Origin of the sequence: Hymenobacter sp. H14-R3 (genome assembly GCF_030063445.1) — a bacterium.
Lineage (GTDB): Bacteria > Bacteroidota > Bacteroidia > Cytophagales > Hymenobacteraceae > Hymenobacter.
In genome coordinates this window covers 62952-80947 of the sequence record NZ_JASITD010000001.1, presented here as the reverse complement: position 1 = coordinate 80947, position 17996 = coordinate 62952, and the positions used below count along the sequence as shown (strand labels likewise).

The following is a 17996-nucleotide window of genomic DNA, read 5'->3' as shown; positions in this document are numbered from 1 at the left end:
AGCTTAGAAGGATTGGGCGCGGGTGGGATTGCTGCCCCACTGAAATAGCTTGTGACTTTGGGGACTGGCTGCATCTACCGGGTAGGCGGGTAGGTCGGGGTTGCTCTGGCCTTTTTGGGCCATCGTGAGCCACTTGATGGCGGCATCGTAGCGCAGCTCACGCACCTGGCTCACGTTCTTGAAGGCCACGCGGGGCACCAGGTGCCAGATGGCCACGTCCACACAAATCATGACGAGCTGCGCATTGCGAGCCTCCCCAACCAGGGCGTAGGCGGCCCCCATGTCGAACCGACCCCGTAAGTAGCTGGCCACTTCGGCCAGGGCGTTGGCTTCGGCGCGGTCCCGAATGGTGGGGCCAGTGGCCGGGGCCGGCGCGGGCGGGGCCGGGTCATCGGGGTCATCGCGTTGGGGAGAGTCGGCACGGCTCAGGGCTAGCAGGTCTGCCTGGTCGATTTGGGCCAGGTAGTCATCATCGGTTAAAAAGGCCATCTAAAAAGCGCGTGATTGGTTTTGGGTAAAGCCCCCGGTGGGCACTGAGCTACGGCCGCTGGCCCGGCCAATCTTTTCCAGCCGCCGCCAGGCCGATTCGTCGGCATCCGGCCCGTCATCGTGTTTCGCCCCATCGGTCCAACTGGTAAGCTGCTCAATGCTGAAAATCATATCCAGGTCGGTTTCTTCGTCCACACTGTAGAAAACATCGCCGTTTTCGTACTGCGTGGTCATGCTGCCGATGCGGTCGGCCTTGTCGCCTTTCTTCGATTTGTCGAACTGGATGAAGTTGGCGATGCCCGACTTGCGGGCCTGTTTATTGATGATGGGCCGCAGAATGACGCACTGGGTGGCGTTGGCTTCGATGTAGCAGCGCATCTTGGCCCGCACCTTCACTTCCAGGCTCATGTAGTATTTAAACCACCATTTAATGGCCTTGTCCACACTTTCGCGTTGCCGGAAGTAGGCTTTGAACTTGTAGAATTTTTCGCCTTTCTTACCCCACCCAGCGATGGCCGTGAAGTCAGATGTTTCGCTGGTGCTGTAGCTCGGGTCACAGTACATCACCAGGGCATCAAACCACGACCAGTCTTTGGGCAGCTTCGCCCATTGGATTTGCTCAGTGGTGAACACCCCGCCATCCACCTGCGGGTCGTTCATATACTCGGACTGGAATGCCTTGAAGCCGATTTTCTTCAGCAGCCCCGCGAAGAAGTCTTTCGTGTACTTCTGCCAGGTTACTTCCCCGGCTTCATCCAGGGCGTTCACCTCCGAAATAAACCAGTCGGGATGCAGCTTCAGCATCATGGCCATGATGCCTTTCTTGGTAATCAGGTTGTTGATTAGCATGAAGCGGGCAATACCGATGTCCATTGTGGGAATGACTTCGCGGTGAATCCACTCCACCGCTTCGCGCACGCGGGCCGGGTTTTTGGCCAGCTTGGTGCTATCCAGGTCATCCCCCGTGATGTAGTCGGGGCGGTTGGCCCCGAAGCGGGTGCCCCGCTGGGGCTGGCCCATGCCCATGCTTACAAACGCGCAACCGTCCTGCGTTTGGAACTGACCTTCGGCCCAGCTGCCATCCTTTATTTGGGGGCCAAAATCGTTGATGTACCGCTGGTTGTGAGCTAGTTCGGCCTGAATGTCTTGTATCAGGCGGGCGGCTGATGTGGCACTTTGGCCCAGCAGCATCATCACGTTCAGCTGTCGGATGGGCTCTTGAATTTTGAGCCACAGCGGAATGAAGATGTTGAAGTGGGTGGACTTAGCCGAACCCCGAAACCACTTCATCAGCCCCGTGAACATCGGATTAGCCAGGATGGCGTTGGCCGCATCAATGTGAAACGGTGCGCAGTGGCTCACTTCCCCGAGCTTGGTGCGGGTGTAGTGCGGGAAGTAGTAGGTGACGAAGAAATCATAATCGGCCCGCGCCCGCGCCTTGCGGGCTTCCTTCTCATGCTCGGGTTCACCCAGCCCAATAGAGTGCTCCGACTTGATGCGTTGCACCAAGCGGTCCCACCGTTCTTCCAGGCTTTTGGCCTTCACTTTTACAGCCATTGGCAAAATCGTTTTAAGGCCCGCTGTGGGCTTCGGGATAATTGAATCGCCCCGATGGGCACGCGCACGGGGGTGCGTGGCTTATCGGGGCGTTTGAACGGCGTTTAAATGGGGCGGCTAGTTCGACTGCTTGTTCAGCTCGGAGAACTTGCCTTTGATGAACCTATCCAGGAAGGGCAGCACCGCTTTGGCCAGCACCGAATCAGCACTGAAAAGCCAGGTGATGAATTCCTCCATGACCTGGATGTACAGGTCTATGCTCAGGCTCCTATCCAGCTCCCCGATGCTTTTGGTAATCATGCGGATGGACTGCGCTTCCTTGGTATCCAGGGCGCGGGGCCGGCCTTCGGCATCTTTCGCGCCCGACTGGATTAGCTCAATCTGCCGGTAGAAGCTGGTGATGAGCCGGGGGCGGGTAGCGGTCAGGGCTCCTTTCTCCACTTCCCAATTACCATCCTTCTTCCAGGTAGAAAGCGTGTTTTCGCTCACCTCTACCCGTGCGGCTATTTCCTGCTGGCTCATTTGTGAGTGCAGGAAGTAGCTCAATGCCAGCTCTTTTTTCTCTTTAATAGTCAGGGCCATAGGCGCGCTTTTTTGGACGGTGTGCCACAAAGAAAAAGGGCGCGTGAAAGGGTAGCCGAAGCAAGGTTTGGGGATGCGTACTAATCAGTACGTAGCATGAAAATCAGGGCTTTACGTGGACAAATTGGGGTAGTAGGTTTGCCCAACGATTCGCCACAACCACACCCAAAACCTGAATGCGCTTCATACTATCCGACGAGCGGGTAAACTGCTACGGCCTGCGATTTCTAACCGCTGGTATCGACATCAAGGACTTCGTGAAGAATCCGGTGATGCTCTATATGCACGGCCGGGGCCAGGTCATTGGCCGGTGGGAAGACATTAAGAAAGAGGGGGCGCAGCTCACAGCGGAAGCTGTCTTCAATATGAAAGATGAGTTTGCCGCTAGCAAGGCTCAGCAAGTTGAAGATGGGTTCCTCCAAGCTTGTTCCTCGGGCTTGCAGCCGCTGACCTGGTCGGAAGACCCGAAGCTGCTGGTGACTGGCCAAACCCGTCCTACTGCCACTCAAAGCACACTACTTGAAGCAAGCATAGTAGACATTCCAGGGAATAGAAACGCCCTGAAGCTATTCCTGGGCAATGGCCTGTGCCTGTCGGAAGACACCACCGCCAACGCCGAAACGCTCGACAAGCTTCTCCCAACACTTACACCCAAAAACGCACGAAGGATGAATCAAATCCTATTGGCCCTGAGACTCGGGGAAAATGCTACTGAGGCGGAAGCCGTAGCCGCCATCGGCCGCATTCAGAAGGATGCTGACAAGAAAACGGCCGACACCATCATTGCCCTGGCTGAGCAGGCCGGCCTGGTGACCGCTGACAACAAGGACCGCTTCGTGCAACTGGCCGCCGCCGCGCCCAACCTGGCCTTGTCGTTCCTCGACTTCGGTAGCCTGAAGCCCGCCGCTGGTGGGGAGAACAAAACCCCTGCTGAGCGCAAAACGCTGAAAGATGCCATAAACCTGGCTGCCCAGCAAAACAACGACAACCCCGCAGAGAAAACCGGCATCCTGAAGCTGGCCGACCAGCGCAAGGAGTGGACTATTCGCGATTGGGAAAAGAAGGATTCGGCGGGCCTGGTGAAGCTCAGGGCTCAGGATGCTGACAAGTACCAAGCGCTGTACACCGATTACTACGGCACCAAGCTGTAGCCCAAACGCCAGCCTGTAAATGGATTGGGGCTGTCCAAAAACCAATCTATAAATCTACTGCAACGACACTTTTGCTTTTCATAAACTGCATGAAATTGAATTTTAAAAACCTGGTCTACAACATTGTAATGGCGGTTTTGCTGGCCTTCATCGTGGCCCCGATGGCCGGGGCGGGTGCTGGGGTGGTAGCCGGTGCTGGTTTGTTCGCCGTGGGCTGCCTGTTGCCGGCCGCGCCGGCTACGGCCGCGCCGATGGCCTTCATGGCCATTCAGAAAGAAATCTGGGTTACGGATATTGCTGAGAACGTATTCCCCGACAATACTTTCCTGAGCCAGTGCCGTGATGACTCGGAATTCTTGTCGGGCAAAACGGTGCATTTGCCGCAGGCTGGCACTACGCCCAACACGGAGAAAAATCGCCAGACCTTGCCGGCCACCGCGCAAAAGCGCACCGACACCATCGTGGACTACGATGTGGATGAGCTGACCACCGACCCCGTAGTGCTTCAGATGACGGAAGCGATTGAGGCCAGCTACCCGAAGCGCCAATCCATTCTGCATGACCACGTTGAAAAGCTGGCTACCGACGCGGCCGACATCGCCTCCTACGTGTGGACTCCGAGCCTTGCCAAAAACATCGTGCCGACCACGGGTGATGCCCGCCCTGCCAACAAGGAGTTTCAGACGGGCAATCGCAAGGCTATGACCAAAAAGGATATTCTGACTGCCCAGCGCCTGCTGAACAATCAGAATGTGCCGCAGGTGGGCCGCTGCTGCCTCATTGACTCGGACATGCTGATGGATTTGTTGCTCATTCCCGAGTTCACGCAAGCCTATGCTATCGGCCAAAACTCGACTGTAATGGATGGTACCATTGCCAGACTCTTCGGCTTCAAGTTCTACGTGCGTAGCGAAACCACCCTGTTTACGGGTGCTGGTGCTAAGAAGTCGCCTGACGTAGCTAAAGCAGTCACGGACAACGTGTCGGCCTTGTTCTGGCACCCCAGCTTCGTGCGCTTCGCTAAGGGCTCGACTACCAACGGTGGCATCCAGGTTTTTGAGGACGCAGCCAACCCGCTCTACTACGGCGACGTGTTCAGCGCCCTGCTGCGGGTGGGTGGCACCACGGCCTACGCCAACCAGCGTGGCGTGGTAGCGGTGTACGAAGCCCCCGCCTAGCCTTTAAACACTCTTTAAACATTCGGGCATAAGCCAGCCAGGTGGGCGCATTGTGCTCACCTGGCCAGGCACCCGCTACCCAATTTTCACAGTCGCAAGTCTTCAAAAACAATGGCCTTACCTACCTCTCTTTTTAACAAGCTGTTTTCAGCCGGGTCAACTTCACATATGATGCGCCGGACCAAAACCCTTGTGGGCAAGTGGGGTGGGGTGGTCATTGTTTTGGTGGGCTTATCGCTGTGGTTCGGAGTGCCAGCCCTTCAGGGTTGGCTGGAAAACAAGAAATCGGATGACCCTACGGGGCCGGCCTGGATGGATTGGAGCGTGTTCCAAACGCTGCTGCTTTCAGGCATTCGGGCGGTAGCTCTCTACTGCTTTTCGGTGCTGCTGGTGCGGGTGTATATGCCCGTGGTAGCCCGATTCTGGAAAAAGCATTTTGCACGGGCATTTTATCGACTCACTGAATGGCAAAAGGTTATCGTTTCTTTTTGGGCTGTCTCGCTCTTTGTTTACATCTGTGTGTCACTGACGCACTAGGAGCCAGCCCAACCCGCGAAGACAGTATCCGCACCGCCGTGATGAAGGCGGGTGAAAGCCAGGTGGGCGTGATGGAAGTAGGCTTTAACGCCGGGCCGCAGGTAGAACGCTACCAGCGCAGCTCGGGCAACCGCCGGGGCCAGCCCTGGTGCGCCTCCTTCGTCACCTGGTGCTACAAGCTGGTGGGGCTACAGGTGCCCCGTGGCTCGGGCCTGGCAGCCAGCTGGTTTCCGGCCCCCAAAATCATCTACCGGCGCGGCGGCATCATTCGCCAGCCAATCAAAAAAGGCGACACTGCTGGCTACGCCTACGGCAACGGCATCCACCATATCGGGCTAATTCAAAGCTGGAATGATGATTTCGTCATCACGGTGGAAGGCAATACCGGGGGCGGCAACGGGGTACAGCGCGAAGGGGATGGAGTCCACCGGATGCGCCGCCTGAGAACTCAAATAGCCCTCGTTTCATCCTGGATTCCAAAATAATGACTTACCACGCCCGCTTCCGCATCACAGGCATCATCGCTTCCCTGAACATGGCCAAAGGGATGCCGATTGCGGGCGTGTTGCTGACCCTGGTGCTGGCCTGCGCAAGCTGTGCCAGCACCAGACTTCAGCCCAGCGAATCACTGGTGAGCGACACCACTGCCCTGCGGCAAGTGCAGCGCCTGGTGTCGGTGGCAGTGCCCGCCGATTCGGCCCGGCTCACCACCCGCATCGTGTTTGATGAGGCCACGCACCTGTTTCGGCCCGTCACCATTTTCAGCGCCTCGGGCCACACACGCCTGGCTTTTATGCTGGATGCCAGCGGCCGGGTAACTGCCACGGCCTTCACCGCGCCCTACGTGGCACAGGTGCCCGTGACGGATACCGACCGCATCCGCATCCGCACCACCAAGGAAACGAAGGTGGTGACCGTGAAAGCCCCGCTCGGGCGCTTCGTCAAATTCTGCATTTGGTTCACTGGCCTGACACTGGTAGTCGGGGCCGGGTGGGCCTATCTCCGTTTTTTCACGCCTTTACGCTTACTCTAAATGGGCAATTCTGAATATTCTGCCAGTGACCTGGTGGCGATGTCGGGCGACTATTTTGCCGCCAACCCCGATGTGGAACACCTGGTGGCTGTGGTGGGCACGGGCACCTTCTACCGCCCCGAGCGCGAAAGCATCGCCAAAGACGAAGCGCGGGTAGCTCAATCTACCACCATGCGCATTCTGCGCAGCCCGCTGGCCGCGCCCGCCGTGGCCCCCTCAGTTGATGCGGAAGTTCCCGAGTTCCCCGCCGTAGTGGGTACCCTGGAATTGCTGCTGGCCGAAGTGAAGCTGGTGGGTGCCTTGCCCCGCCAATTGGCCGAAGTGATTTACCAGGCCGCCCTGGCCGAAGCCGACCCCGCTGTGATGCTGGAAAACGTGGCGGACTTCCTGATGACTGCCCTGGCCAACGGCCTCGACACCATCACCTACAACCCGAAGCCCGTGCCGATGCTGACCGCCGCGCCCTTCGTGGCCATCGTCGACAACTCAGGTGCTCAGGTGGGCAAACTGGCCAGCCTGGCTAACCAGGGCTTGCTGAAGCTGGCCGCTGATGAGTCCGCCCCGAGCCTGGCCGATGTGGTGGCTGGTGGCAAGTTGTTCGTGTTCGCCCCGAGTGCCCCGGCTGCGGCTGCTAAAGCCGCCCCGGGCGCCAAGCCCGCCAAGGCTAAGCCCGCTCCCGCCGCCAAACCTGCCAAGGAAAAGGCCGCCCCCAAAAAGAAGGCTTCCACCGTTGCTAAAGCTGCCTAAGAAATGGCCTACGAACGCCCTAACGTAACAATTGACCTCGGGAACGGCCAGCTAGGCCGCCAGCTCGACAACGCCGATGGACTGGCCTTGCTGGTGGTGGGTGCCCCCTTGGGCTACGCCATGCTGGAAGCACAGGTGTACAGCCTGCGGGGCGCGGAAGTGGCCGGGGCCACCAGCGCCGCCGATGTAGTGCAGCAGTCCCTGGTGTGGGAGCACATCAAGGATTTCTACGAAGAAGCCGGTGACGGTGCCCCCCTGCGGGTACTGGCCGTGCCAGCCACTACCACGCTCACCAACTTGTTCACGTCCGGCCAGTCCGCCTACGTGGCCCTGCAAAACGAGCTGAAAGGCCAGGGTGGCAAGGTGAAGCTGTTGGGTGTGGTGCTCAACCCGGCTGCCGCCGAAGTGGCTGGCCCGGCCGGCATCACGACCGACTTGGCCACTGCCATTCCGCTGGCACAGGTGTTTGCGGATGCCGAATTCGCCGCCTTCCGCCCCGTTGATATGCTGCTGGAAGGCCGGCTGTTTTCTGGTACGGCCACGGCGGCGCTCGACTTGCGCACCCTGGCCAGCAAGAACGTGGCCGTGACCATCGGCCGGGACCAGCTGCGCAGTGCGGCCCTGGTCGCCTCGGGCATTGCGGTGGCCGGCAAGTATGCGCAAGTGGGCAAGGTGTTGGGCCGCCTGGCCGCCATTCCGGTTCAGCGCAGCATCGGCCGGGTGAAGGATGGCAAGCTGGCCAGCATCACGCAGGCCAGCCTGAGCGGCGGCGCGCTGGTAAGCAGCCTGAGCGATGGGCCGGGCGGTGACCTGAGCCTGCTCAGTGGCAAGGGCTACATCTTCCCGCTCATTCACCCTGGCAAAGACGGGTTCTTCTACAACGATGACCCGACGTGTGCGGCGGCCACCGATGACTACGCCTTCGTGAAGGATAGCCGGGTGATTAACAAGGCCGCCCGCATTGCTCGGGCCGCCTACCTGGAAGAGCTACTGGATGATGTGCAGATTGACCGCACCACGGGCTACCTGCCAGTCATTGAGGTGGCCCGCTTCCAGAACGTGCTAAAGAATGCGATTGAAGGCCAGATGCAGGCACAGGGCAACATCGTGAGCTGCGATGTCTATGTCAACCCCAAGCAGAACGTCACGGCCACGGCCAAAATCGTGGCCCTGCTGAAAATCGTGAAGACAGCCACGGGCGCGCAGATTGAAGCCACGGTGGAATTCTACAACCCTTTTACGACCATTTAAATGGCTTTTGACAGCAAAGAATTCGGGTGGGTAGACATCGCGATTGTGTTTGCGGGCCGGCCCATCGTGGGTTGCACCGAAATCAAGTACAAGGAAAAGGCGGAACGCGAATTCGTGTATGGCCTGGGCCGCAAGCCCGTGGCCTACGCCGATGGGATGCAGGTAGTAGATGGCACCATCACGCTGCTGCAATCGGAGTTTGAAGCCCTGGTGCGCTCGCTGCCCGCTGGCAAAACGCCTACCAGCCTGGCCCCCTTCGACATCATCATTGCCTACATCAATGAAGACGATTTGTCGGTGAAGGACATCGTGAAATCGGTGCTGCTGACTGAGTATGAAAAAGGTGGAAAGAAGGGTGACCTCAACATGGAAATCAGCCTGCCTTTCAAGGCCGCTGAAGTAGTGCTGAACGCCGCCTAACGGGTTCACGGGTCGGCTACTGGCCGGCCCGTGTCTTCCGCTTTTAAATAGGTTTTAAACAGTTTTTCTAATTTCTCTTTCCCCTCCTTTTATCATGGCTACCGCCGAAAACAACAACCCTACCGCCGAACAAATTACCCAATGGACTGAAGAGCATGGCAAGCTGAAAACGGTAGAAGTAGATGGCCTTCAAATTGTGTTCAAACAGCCTTCGCGTGACTTGGTGGCACAGGCCACCGATGCGATGGTTCGGGCTAAAGGCTCCGTGTCGAAGTACAATAACATCATCCTGAAGAACTGCCAGCTGAGCCACATCCAGGAAACGAAGGCTGATGATGAAATCTACTTCGCCTTGTGCCAAGTAGTGGATAGCATCGTCAGCAGCAAGGTAGCGGCCCTAAAAAACGACTAGAGGAAGCTACGGTCGGGAAAGACACGAGCTTCCTGCGGCTGATAGATGCCCAGCTGCGCTACTACTACCGAATGCCACAGTCGGAAGTGGCTGCCCTCAGTGATGACGAGTGGGCAGAACAATACGAAGACCTGGTGTGGATTCGCAAAACTGAAGCAGAAAAGGAGGGCGGGGGCTAGGCCGCCGCCCTCCTTTTTATTTTACCCTTAGCCCCATTCGCCCTACATGCGTAATTACCAGTGGGTTATCAACCTCATAGATAAGGCCAGCGGGCCGATGAAGACCATCTTGGCTAGTGGCGACAAGATGGCCGGGATGTACGAAAAGGTGAAGGCCGGGGCGAAGGCCGCCGCCGTGGGCATGGCCATCGCCAACCAGGCGGCGCAAGGCATCCAGACCGCTGCCACCGCCTTCAACAATGCGGTGGAGCCGGGCATCCGATACGAACAAACGTTGGCCGAAGTGTCGGCCATCACGGGAGTGGCCGGCGCTGGCCTCGACAAGATGGGGGCCAGCGCCCGCGCCGCCGCCAACACCTTCGGCGGGTCGGTAGTGCCGCAGCTCGAAGCCGCGAAGGGCATCCTGAGCGAACTCGGGCCGCAGATGGCCAAAGACCAGGCAGCGATGGACAGCACCACGGCCAGCGTGAACATCCTGGCCAAAAGCATGGGTGGCGACACGGTGGGCGCGATGAAGGCCCTCACCACGGGCGTTCAGCAGTTTGGGGTCGACACGAACAACACACAGCTGGTGGCCAAGGCCATGAGCTACGAAATGAACGTGATGGCCGCCGCCGCCAACGCGGGCGCTGCCGAAGTGCCGCAGATTGCGGAAGCTTTGCGGCTGTCTGGTATTGCGGCGGCCGGGGCCAAAGTCAGCTTCGTGGAAACCAACGCGGCTATCCAGGTGCTGGCACAGGGCGGGCTGAAAGGCGCGGAAGCGGGCACCGCCCTGCGGAACGTGCTGGCCAAGCTCGGGGAAGGCCGCTTCATGCCGAAAGACCTGCGGGCTGAGCTGAAGGCGGCCGGGGTGGACATCAACGTGATGGGCAACAAAAGCCTGACGTTGAACCAGCGCCTGACGGAGCTGAAGAAAGTGCAAGGTGATTCGGCCCTGGTGTCGAAAATCTTCGGCTTGGAAAACCAGAACGCGGCCAACATTCTGCTGCGGGGCACGGGCGCGATGGCCAACTACGCCACCGCCATTTCGGGCACCAACGCAGCCACCGACGCGGCCAACACCATTATGGATACCACGGCCGGCCGGATGGACCGGATGAAAGCGCTGTGGGAAAACCTGGGCATTTCGGTGTTCAACGCCACCAAGGAATACATTCCTTACATCCAGACTTCGGCGCAAGTAGCCGTAATGGCTTCGCAGATGCTACCGCTGCTGAGCATGATGGGGAGCGGCTTTCTGGTAGCAGCTGGAGCTACCTGGAAGTTCGTGCTGAGCCAGACCGCTTCCGGCTTGTCGATGCTGAAGAATGTCGGGCTGATGGTGAGCACCGGCATCCTCGGGCTTATTAGCTTTTCGGGTAGCCTGGTGGGGGCCACGGTGGCACAGTGGGCGCTGAACGCGGCCATGTCGGCCAACCCCATCGGCCTGGTTATCGCTGGCCTGGCCATCCTGGCCGGCGCGGTGTACCTCATTATCCGCAATTGGGATGTGCTGAAGGGCTGGATGTGGAACCTGACCCAGACCATCGTGAAGCTGAGCCCCTTCTACTGGCTGGTGAAAGGGGCGTTTGCCTTGTTTCCGCAGCTAGAGCAGTGGTTTCAAGGGCTGTGGGCGCGGTTCACGGGCTTCCTGCAAAACCTGGTGGGCAAGGTGAAAGCCGTGTGGAACCTGATTGCCCCGTTCCTCGGGCTGGGCAAGATGGGCGACATCGCCATTGATGCCAAAGTCATTCAGGCGGGCAAGAACGAAGACCCGTTTGCGGCGGGCACCAAGAGCCAGGGCCTGGCCGCCAACCAGCCCATAAAGTCGAAAGTGGATGGCGTGGCGAAAGGGGGCAGTAAGCCCACCACCATCAACATCGCCATCGCCAAGTTTCAGGACTCCATCAACATCCACACTACCACGCTGAAGGAAGGGGCCAACGATATGGTGGCTCAACTGGAAGAAGCTCTGACCCGAGTAGTAAACGGCGTGAGCCAAGGAACCGGCAACCTATGATAAGTGACCTCCCAACCAACACGGGCCGCACGGCGGGCCTGTCGTTCGACTTAGGCGACTTCCGCAAGGGGAAGGGCGTAGTAACTCACCTGCCCTTTCCCGATGCCAAGCGGCCGACCAAAACCAACGAAGCGGAGCTATTTAAGCTGCCTATTTCTTCGGTGCTGGGCACGCCCCGCTACTTCGCTATCAAGATTGCCGAAGTGACCCTGCCAAATGAGCCGCTCATAACTGTGAGCGGCTCAAAAACCATTGTAAAGACGCAGATAGCAGGTGGTGACTTCACGGTGAAAGAAATCATCGGGATGGATGATTGGAAAATCAACATCCAGGGCCGTGCCGTGCGAGAAGGGGCGGCCCGTGACCGCGCCTCGGGCGGCCTCGTGCCCGATGACTACCCCGAAGAATGGCTGCGCAGCCTGGTGAGCATCTACCGGCGCGGGTTTGCGCTGGATGTGCAGTGCCAGCTGCTCACCTACTTCAACATCAGCCGCATCGTGATAGAAGACATCAGCTTTCCGGCCGTGCCAGGTGCCCACGGCTTTTTCTACTATGAAATCAATGCCAGCAGCGACGAAAGCAGCCTGGCTAAACTCAAAATAGCCCGCACGAAATGAGCCTGTATCTTACTTGCCGGGTACGCATCGGGAATTTGGAGTTTTCCAAAATTTCGGCGTTTGAGGCAGAATCAACCTGGAAAAACCTTGGCGACACGGCCACGCTGAAGCTGTATGGCTTCGTGCAAGTGTTGCCCCCCGATGACCAGGCCACCGACGAGTCGGCCACCATAGCCGGAAAACTGGTGAAGGTGGAAGACCTGGTGAAAGTGGGTGATGCCGTGGAAGTGCGGTTGGGTTACGATGGTGAACTGCGCACTGAATTCAGTGGCTACGTGGCTGAAATCAAGCTGACCATACCGTTTGAACTGCGGCTGGAAGATGAGTTTTTTCACCTGAAGCGTACGCCCGTTAACCGGGCCTGGAAGGACACCACCTTGCGCAAGCTGTTGGCTGAGCTGGTGCCCACGGTGCAACTCAGTAGTACCGTGCCGCAGCTTCACATTGATAGCTTCCGGGCCGACCGTACCACCGTGGCCGGGGTCATCAACAAGCTGAAGGAAAACTACCTGGTGTGCGCCTATTTCCGCGCCGGCCGGCTATTCGTGGGCTTGCCCTACACCGAATTCAGCAGCACTTCCAACATTGATGGGGCCAGTAGCTACTACCACTTTCAGCAAAACGTGGTGGATGATGACCTGACCTACAAACGGAAAGAGGATGTACTTATCAAAGCCAAGGTGGTGGCTATACACCGCAATGGCAAGAAAACCACCGTGCCAGGCGTGGGCGATGTGGATGGGGAAGAGCGTACCATCACCCTGCGCACCGAAACCACCGACAAAGCTGAGCTGACCCGCATGGCTCAGGTAGAACTGGCCAAATACAAGTACGACGGATACCGGGGCACCCTGACGGGGTTCGGGGTGCCGTTCGTGCTGCACTCGGGCACGGCCGACTTGCACGATGGCCTACACCCCCAACGCGATGGGCGCTACCTGGTGGACAGCGTGAAAACGTCGTTTGGCCCGAGTGGCTTCCGGCGCGTGGTAGAACTGGGTAAGCGGGCCAACTCATGAGCGAAACGATACAGCGACTGCTGAAGCAGCTGGTGGCCGGCCCGGCTCAGGTAGTAACAGGTACCGTGACCGCCGTGGATAAGGCAGCCATGACCTGCGACGTGGCCCGCGATGATGAAGGTGCCGACCATGTGCAGGTGCGCCTGCGGGCCGTGGTGGACGGTGGCCAGGATGGCCTGGTAATCTTCCCGAAGGTGGGTAGCAACGTGACGCTGCTGCTGCTGGATGAGGATACCGCCCTGGTCATTCAGTACAGCGCCGTGGAAGTGTACAGCATCCGCACCGAAACCGAAAGCCTGAAAAGCATCCTGAGTGACTTCCTGGATGCTATCGGGCAAATGGTATTTACGACCAACCAGGGGCCAACCATCAAGCTGGTGAATGCCCCGGCTTTTGCGAAGATTAAACAACGTTTAAACGGCCTTTTGCACGAATAATGGCACTTAATAAACTATTGCTCAAAGAGCATTTAAATCGACTTTACGATGACCAGGCCACCCGCGAAGCTGACCCCGCCAAGGCGCGGGCCGACTTCGTGGATGGCCTGGCCGATGCCTTTGATGAGTACGTGCGCAGCGGCACGGTCACGGGCACCGTCACCACCACGGGTACAGCGGCGGCACAAAAAGGCATTATCACTTCAGCTAGCATCCAGTGAAAGTATTTGACTTACTGCTTAATGCAGACCTCGACCTAGCCATTGAAGGCGGCGATTTAGTAATTGGCGAAAGCACCGAGCAACATCAGCAACTGCTGATGCTGACTGAAAAGGGCGAATGGCGGGAACGCCCGTTCGTGGGCGCGGGCATCAACACGATGCTGCTGGATGACGCCCCGGCCGCCGCCATCATTCAGGCCATTCAAAGCCAGATGGAACTGGATGGCCAGGTGGTGACGCACCTGGCTTTGATTGATGACCGGGTAGAACTCATTGGCTATTACCCCGACTCCGATGGCTGAAATAATCGTGAGTGAGGGCCAAAGCCTGCTAGATGTGGCCGTGTGGTTACTCGGAGGTGCGGAGGGCGTTTGGGCGCTGGCCGACGCCAACGGGCTGGCCATTACGGATGCGCTGGCCGCTGGCCAGGTGTTAATAGTGCCCGACGGGGCCACGGTGTCGGCCGACATCGTGGCCTACTTCCAAAGCACCAGTATCCGCGTGAACACTACCAACCTACACCGCCCCGCGCCGCCCGTGGTGGATGAAGCCGAAGATTGGTTGGAAACTGATTTTAAAACTGAAACCGACTTTTTGTAATGGGATTTTTTTCTACTATGATTGACACGCTGGTGTCGGCCAACCTTATTTCAGGGCGGAAGAATTCGGCCCTGAACGTGCGTAATGTGCTGGCCGGCGTGTCAGATGCCATTGGCTTCCTGGAAGGCTTACAGCGCGGCGCTCGTATTCTGAGCGGCACAACGCCCCCGAGTGGGGCCGATGGCATGGAAGGGGACGCCTACATCTTGACCACCACGTCAGATTTCTACCTGCGGGACGCCACCAACGGCTGGCAGCTTCAGTTTCGGCTGAAAGGGGCCGATGGCAAGACGCCCAAAAAGGGTACGGACTATTTTGACGGGCGCACCCCCGTGAAAGGGACAGACTTCTTTGATGGCAATGATGGCAAAAATGCCTTCCAGCTGTGGCAAGCCGACAGCAGCGCCAACACGGGCACCGTGACGCAGTGGCTGGCCAGCCTCATAGGTAAGGCGGGCGACCCTGGCAAAGCCGGCAACGTAAATCAATGGAAGAGCTACGCGCCCACCACGGAACCGGGCCAACCTGGTGACGCCTGGTTCCACACGGTAAGCGCCACGAAACTGGCCATTTATGAGTGTGTGGCCTCGGGGACGTGGGGCCTGCGCTTTACCAGTCCTGATGCGGCGGCTTCCACGGTGGTAACGCAGCCCACCACGGGGGGTACTGGCACAGTGAAATCGGTTAACGGCACGCTGCCTGACGCAAATGGCAACGTCACCATCCAGGCGGGGGGCGGGGCCAGCTCGGTTACGCTCGTGCAGACCATTGGGGCGGGCAATGCTACGGACATTCCTTCTACGGCGGCCGTGGCGGGGGCGGTGGCTGGCATCCTGGTTAACCATGAAATTCTGGTGGCCGTCACGCAGACCACCACGCGCGTACCGCTGTACTTCCGGCGCAAGGTATTGGTGGTGGCTAGCGCCTACTCCTATAGTGTGGCCAGCTTGGTTTATACGCTTAGCTACTTAGACCAAAACGGCGACGAAACGAAGTATGGCCCCTTTAACTCTACGGGCGGCGGCTCCGGTTTGAACGCCGCCATTAATGCGCTTACGGACTCGGTGGTGGCCAATTACGGCTTTACCGTGTACGTAGACTATGTCCTCAAGCCGGGCCGCAGCAGCGCGGAAGCCAGTATCACGATTCAACCCACCGCCTAAGATGCTCAACCTAACTGATTATAAGCTGGTGCGGGGAGTTAACCCAAACCTGGCTGCTGGCCAGCGCAGTATGCGGGTGCCGGCTGAATACAGCCAGTATAGTATCTGCGAAATACCTAACAATGCGCAATATTACAATTTTGGGGATGGGCCATTTACTATTTTTATCCGGTATCTGGATTTAGGTGCCGACCGGGCGTACGACCAGACAATCCTAGTAGCAAAAAATGTAAGTGGCACGGGGTGGGATATTTCCAAGCAAAACAGCGTGGGTAATTTAACTTTTCGCACCAAAGCCGGGGGTGCTGTTCGCAGTAGTGTGCAGGATAGAAGACCTGCCCCAGTCGATGGCTTTTTTCATAGTGTTTGCATTACAAAAGGAATAGCTCCAACTGGAGTAGATTCCTCGGACGTAAGTCTAATAAGAATGTTTATTGACGGCGTAGAGCTGTCAGGAAATAACCGCAATGCTGGTGGTTCCACGGCTATTTCATTTGATAGCAACGACAGCGTGCAGATTGGGGGATACAGTGGATATTATCCGCGCGGATACATTGATGCTTGTGCGTTTTACACTACTGGTCTTACCGACCAAGAAATAAGCTTATTAGGTAGTAGTAATAGTCCGGACAGGGGTGCTAAATTCATCCAGAATTTTAACCAGTTATCTGGTACAATTGCCTACGATAGTTCGTCAGTAGGCCAAAACGGCACCATTAGCTTTAATGCGTTGGACGCGGCCGGCCGGGGTTGGGTGCTAAACGACGGCATTCGCACGTTTCGCCGCGCTTCGACTTTTCAGGCCCCTTTAAATGGTGATTTCACGCCCACTGTACGCAGCCGCGTTACCGGTATCGCACGCTTTGATACCGACCTAACGGATGCGCAATACAGCCTGGACGGTGTGCAATGGATTACGCTCACCTTCGACAGCAACAACCTCACCGTTGGCCTGCCCCCGCTCGACATCAACCCGGCTGGTATCAACCCCATTCTTTACCTGCGGGCTTCTAACGCGAACCCGAGTTACCTCAACGCCCTCGAAATCCAGTACTGAAATGGCCAGAACAATCCCCGTAATTAAACAAAGCATCTTAGATGCTATAGCAGCCAGCCCGATTTTGGGCGGGCTGCTTATTTCCACTTCAGCGGTGTCCGTGTTCGGGCTGCTGGCCTACGTGGTGGCGTTTGCCATCAACGTTCTGGAAACCATCTTTGACCGCCACATGGCGGATGTGGATGCCAAGCTGGCCGCGCCACAGGAAGGGACAACTGAATGGTACGCCAAAATCGTGAAGCTCTTTCAGCAGGGAGACCAGCTGGTGGTGGATGATGACGGAATCCACTATCCTGCGGGTAGCTCGGGGCTGCTGCTGGTCACACAGGCCACGGCGAAAGAGAATGACACCACGGGCCGGTTGTTCCTGAAAGTTGCCACCGATGACGCCACCGCGCCTGGTGGCCTGCGCAGCCTCACAGCTGCTGAGCTAGTCCAGGTGCGCGGCTACATTACCAGGCGCAAGTATCCAGGCACGAAACTGGAACTGGTAAGCCGGGAAGCCGATGCGCTGAAGCTCGGGGCGAATATCTACTATGACCCGTTGGTGGAACTGAACGACACCAACAGCGCCACGGGCCTGGTTCCTGGTCTGCGGTCCCGAGTGGCCAGCGCCATCACGTCCTACCTGCGCAACCTGAAGTTTGATGGCCAGGTGGTAGTGTCTAAGCTGGAAGATGCCATCCAGGCCGTGGTGGGAGTGGAAGACCTGGAATTCCTTTCCATATCGGCCCGCAATGGCCTGGCCGCGCCAAAAGTGTTCACCCGAGCCTACGAAACGGAAGCCGGCTATGTCATCATTGATACGGCCGCAGGTGCTACCCTTGCCGACACCCTGAACTTTGTTCCTTATGGCTCTTAGTAGATATGATTTTGACCTGGCCAACCTGGTGAAAGGGCTGAAGCCCTATTTGCTAAGGAAGCCCCGTTTTTTGACTTTGACCAACGCCGTGCTGGTCCCGCTGGCTGAAGTCCACTTCACCTTCCTGGCTTACACAAGGAAGGTGAAAACGCAGTTGAGCTACAACGGCCAAACGATGGCGTTTGAACGAGCATTGAACGACCTGTTTGACCCCGTTTTGGCCCGCATCCGCATCCTGGATTCACTGGTTGATGTCAGTGGTTCTTACGACAACTTTGTGGCGGAACAACAGCCCTGGCAATACATGACTTTCTTCCAAGAACAACCGCCTTATGAGTACGACTACAACTTCACCGAACTTTTAAACCAAGTGGGCTTCATCGTTCAGGTGCCCGCCTCACTCCAACCCAAAGAAGCCGCCCTGCGCGCCCGCATCCGTCAGCTGAAGCTGGCAATGGTAAAATACCGCATCCAATACATCTAAC

Annotated in this window: 23 protein-coding genes; 20 read left to right on the top strand and 3 right to left on the bottom strand. The window is 57.8% G+C overall.

Going from position 1 to position 17996, the window contains the following annotated elements:
- Positions 1 to 3: 3 nt before the first annotated feature.
- The 3 genes from QMK33_RS00340 to QMK33_RS00330 all read right to left on the bottom strand — a co-directional run bounded on the left by QMK33_RS00340 (position 4) and on the right by QMK33_RS00330 (position 2628).
- Positions 4 to 489, bottom strand: coding sequence for a phage protein Gp36 family protein (locus QMK33_RS00340; protein ID WP_283562562.1), 486 nt, complete (start codon positions 487 to 489; stop codon positions 4 to 6).
- A complete protein-coding gene (locus tag QMK33_RS00335) occupies positions 490 to 2046 on the bottom strand; it encodes a hypothetical protein (protein WP_283562561.1) in 1557 nt (518 codons plus the stop codon).
- A gap of 117 nt (positions 2047 to 2163) precedes the next feature.
- On the bottom strand, positions 2164 to 2628 hold the full coding sequence (locus QMK33_RS00330) for a hypothetical protein (RefSeq protein WP_283562560.1): 465 nt from the start codon (positions 2626 to 2628) through the stop codon (positions 2164 to 2166).
- Positions 2629 to 2804: 176 nt separating this feature from the next.
- Between QMK33_RS00330 and QMK33_RS00325 the strand changes: the two genes are divergently transcribed.
- The 20 genes from QMK33_RS00325 to QMK33_RS00230 all read left to right on the top strand — a co-directional run bounded on the left by QMK33_RS00325 (position 2805) and on the right by QMK33_RS00230 (position 17995).
- Positions 2805 to 3779 (top strand): HK97 family phage prohead protease, encoded by a 975-nt coding sequence (locus QMK33_RS00325; protein WP_283562559.1) that lies wholly within the window; start codon positions 2805 to 2807, stop codon positions 3777 to 3779.
- Positions 3780 to 3868: 89 nt separating this feature from the next.
- Positions 3869 to 4957, top strand: coding sequence for a phage capsid protein (locus QMK33_RS00320; RefSeq protein ID WP_283562558.1), 1089 nt, complete (start codon positions 3869 to 3871; stop codon positions 4955 to 4957).
- A gap of 168 nt (positions 4958 to 5125) precedes the next feature.
- The gene (locus tag QMK33_RS00315) at positions 5126 to 5494 is read left to right on the top strand and encodes a hypothetical protein (RefSeq protein ID WP_283562557.1); all 369 of its coding nucleotides are present in this window, start codon (positions 5126 to 5128) and stop codon (positions 5492 to 5494) included.
- 41 nt (positions 5495 to 5535) lie between these two features.
- Complete coding sequence (locus QMK33_RS00310) at positions 5536 to 5979, top strand: CHAP domain-containing protein (RefSeq protein ID WP_283562556.1); 444 nt, start codon at positions 5536 to 5538, stop codon at positions 5977 to 5979.
- Positions 5979 to 6527, top strand: coding sequence for a hypothetical protein (locus QMK33_RS00305; RefSeq protein WP_283562555.1), 549 nt, complete (start codon positions 5979 to 5981; stop codon positions 6525 to 6527). Before QMK33_RS00310 ends, QMK33_RS00305 begins: the two co-directional genes overlap by 1 nt.
- Complete coding sequence (locus tag QMK33_RS00300) at positions 6528 to 7274, top strand: hypothetical protein (RefSeq protein WP_283562554.1); 747 nt, start codon at positions 6528 to 6530, stop codon at positions 7272 to 7274.
- Positions 7275 to 7277: 3 nt separating this feature from the next.
- Positions 7278 to 8525, top strand: coding sequence for a DUF2586 family protein (locus tag QMK33_RS00295; protein WP_283562553.1), 1248 nt, complete (start codon positions 7278 to 7280; stop codon positions 8523 to 8525).
- Complete coding sequence (locus QMK33_RS00290) at positions 8526 to 8945, top strand: protein-tyrosine phosphatase family protein (protein ID WP_283562552.1); 420 nt, start codon at positions 8526 to 8528, stop codon at positions 8943 to 8945.
- Positions 8946 to 9039: 94 nt separating this feature from the next.
- Complete coding sequence (locus QMK33_RS00285; RefSeq protein ID WP_283562551.1) at positions 9040 to 9357, top strand: hypothetical protein; 318 nt, start codon at positions 9040 to 9042, stop codon at positions 9355 to 9357.
- Between the two features lie 225 nt (positions 9358 to 9582).
- On the top strand, positions 9583 to 11535 hold the full coding sequence (locus tag QMK33_RS00280) for a phage tail tape measure protein (RefSeq protein WP_283562550.1): 1953 nt from the start codon (positions 9583 to 9585) through the stop codon (positions 11533 to 11535).
- The gene (locus QMK33_RS00275; protein WP_283562549.1) at positions 11532 to 12152 is read left to right on the top strand and encodes a DUF6046 domain-containing protein; all 621 of its coding nucleotides are present in this window, start codon (positions 11532 to 11534) and stop codon (positions 12150 to 12152) included. The genes QMK33_RS00280 and QMK33_RS00275 overlap by 4 nt, the downstream gene beginning before the upstream one ends.
- A gap of 35 nt (positions 12153 to 12187) precedes the next feature.
- Entirely contained in the window at positions 12188 to 13171 is a 984-nt protein-coding gene (locus tag QMK33_RS00270) for a hypothetical protein (protein ID WP_283562548.1), read from the top strand.
- Complete coding sequence (locus tag QMK33_RS00265; RefSeq protein ID WP_283562547.1) at positions 13168 to 13608, top strand: hypothetical protein; 441 nt, start codon at positions 13168 to 13170, stop codon at positions 13606 to 13608. The genes QMK33_RS00270 and QMK33_RS00265 overlap by 4 nt, the downstream gene beginning before the upstream one ends.
- On the top strand, positions 13608 to 13829 hold the full coding sequence (locus QMK33_RS00260) for a hypothetical protein (protein ID WP_283562546.1): 222 nt from the start codon (positions 13608 to 13610) through the stop codon (positions 13827 to 13829). The genes QMK33_RS00265 and QMK33_RS00260 overlap by 1 nt, the downstream gene beginning before the upstream one ends.
- Positions 13826 to 14131, top strand: coding sequence for a hypothetical protein (locus QMK33_RS00255; RefSeq protein ID WP_283562545.1), 306 nt, complete (start codon positions 13826 to 13828; stop codon positions 14129 to 14131). The genes QMK33_RS00260 and QMK33_RS00255 overlap by 4 nt, the downstream gene beginning before the upstream one ends.
- Positions 14124 to 14429 carry a hypothetical protein gene (locus QMK33_RS00250; protein ID WP_283562544.1) on the top strand — a complete coding sequence of 102 codons (306 nt, stop codon included), beginning with the start codon at positions 14124 to 14126 and terminating at the stop codon, positions 14427 to 14429. The genes QMK33_RS00255 and QMK33_RS00250 overlap by 8 nt, the downstream gene beginning before the upstream one ends.
- A gap of 17 nt (positions 14430 to 14446) precedes the next feature.
- Complete coding sequence (locus tag QMK33_RS00245) at positions 14447 to 15592, top strand: hypothetical protein (RefSeq protein WP_283562543.1); 1146 nt, start codon at positions 14447 to 14449, stop codon at positions 15590 to 15592.
- 1 nt (position 15593) lies between these two features.
- The gene (locus QMK33_RS00240; RefSeq protein ID WP_283562542.1) at positions 15594 to 16649 is read left to right on the top strand and encodes a LamG-like jellyroll fold domain-containing protein; all 1056 of its coding nucleotides are present in this window, start codon (positions 15594 to 15596) and stop codon (positions 16647 to 16649) included.
- 1 nt (position 16650) lies between these two features.
- On the top strand, positions 16651 to 17511 hold the full coding sequence (locus tag QMK33_RS00235) for a hypothetical protein (RefSeq protein ID WP_283562541.1): 861 nt from the start codon (positions 16651 to 16653) through the stop codon (positions 17509 to 17511).
- On the top strand, positions 17501 to 17995 hold the full coding sequence (locus QMK33_RS00230) for a hypothetical protein (RefSeq protein WP_283562540.1): 495 nt from the start codon (positions 17501 to 17503) through the stop codon (positions 17993 to 17995). The genes QMK33_RS00235 and QMK33_RS00230 overlap by 11 nt, the downstream gene beginning before the upstream one ends.
- Position 17996 lies beyond the last annotated feature (1 nt).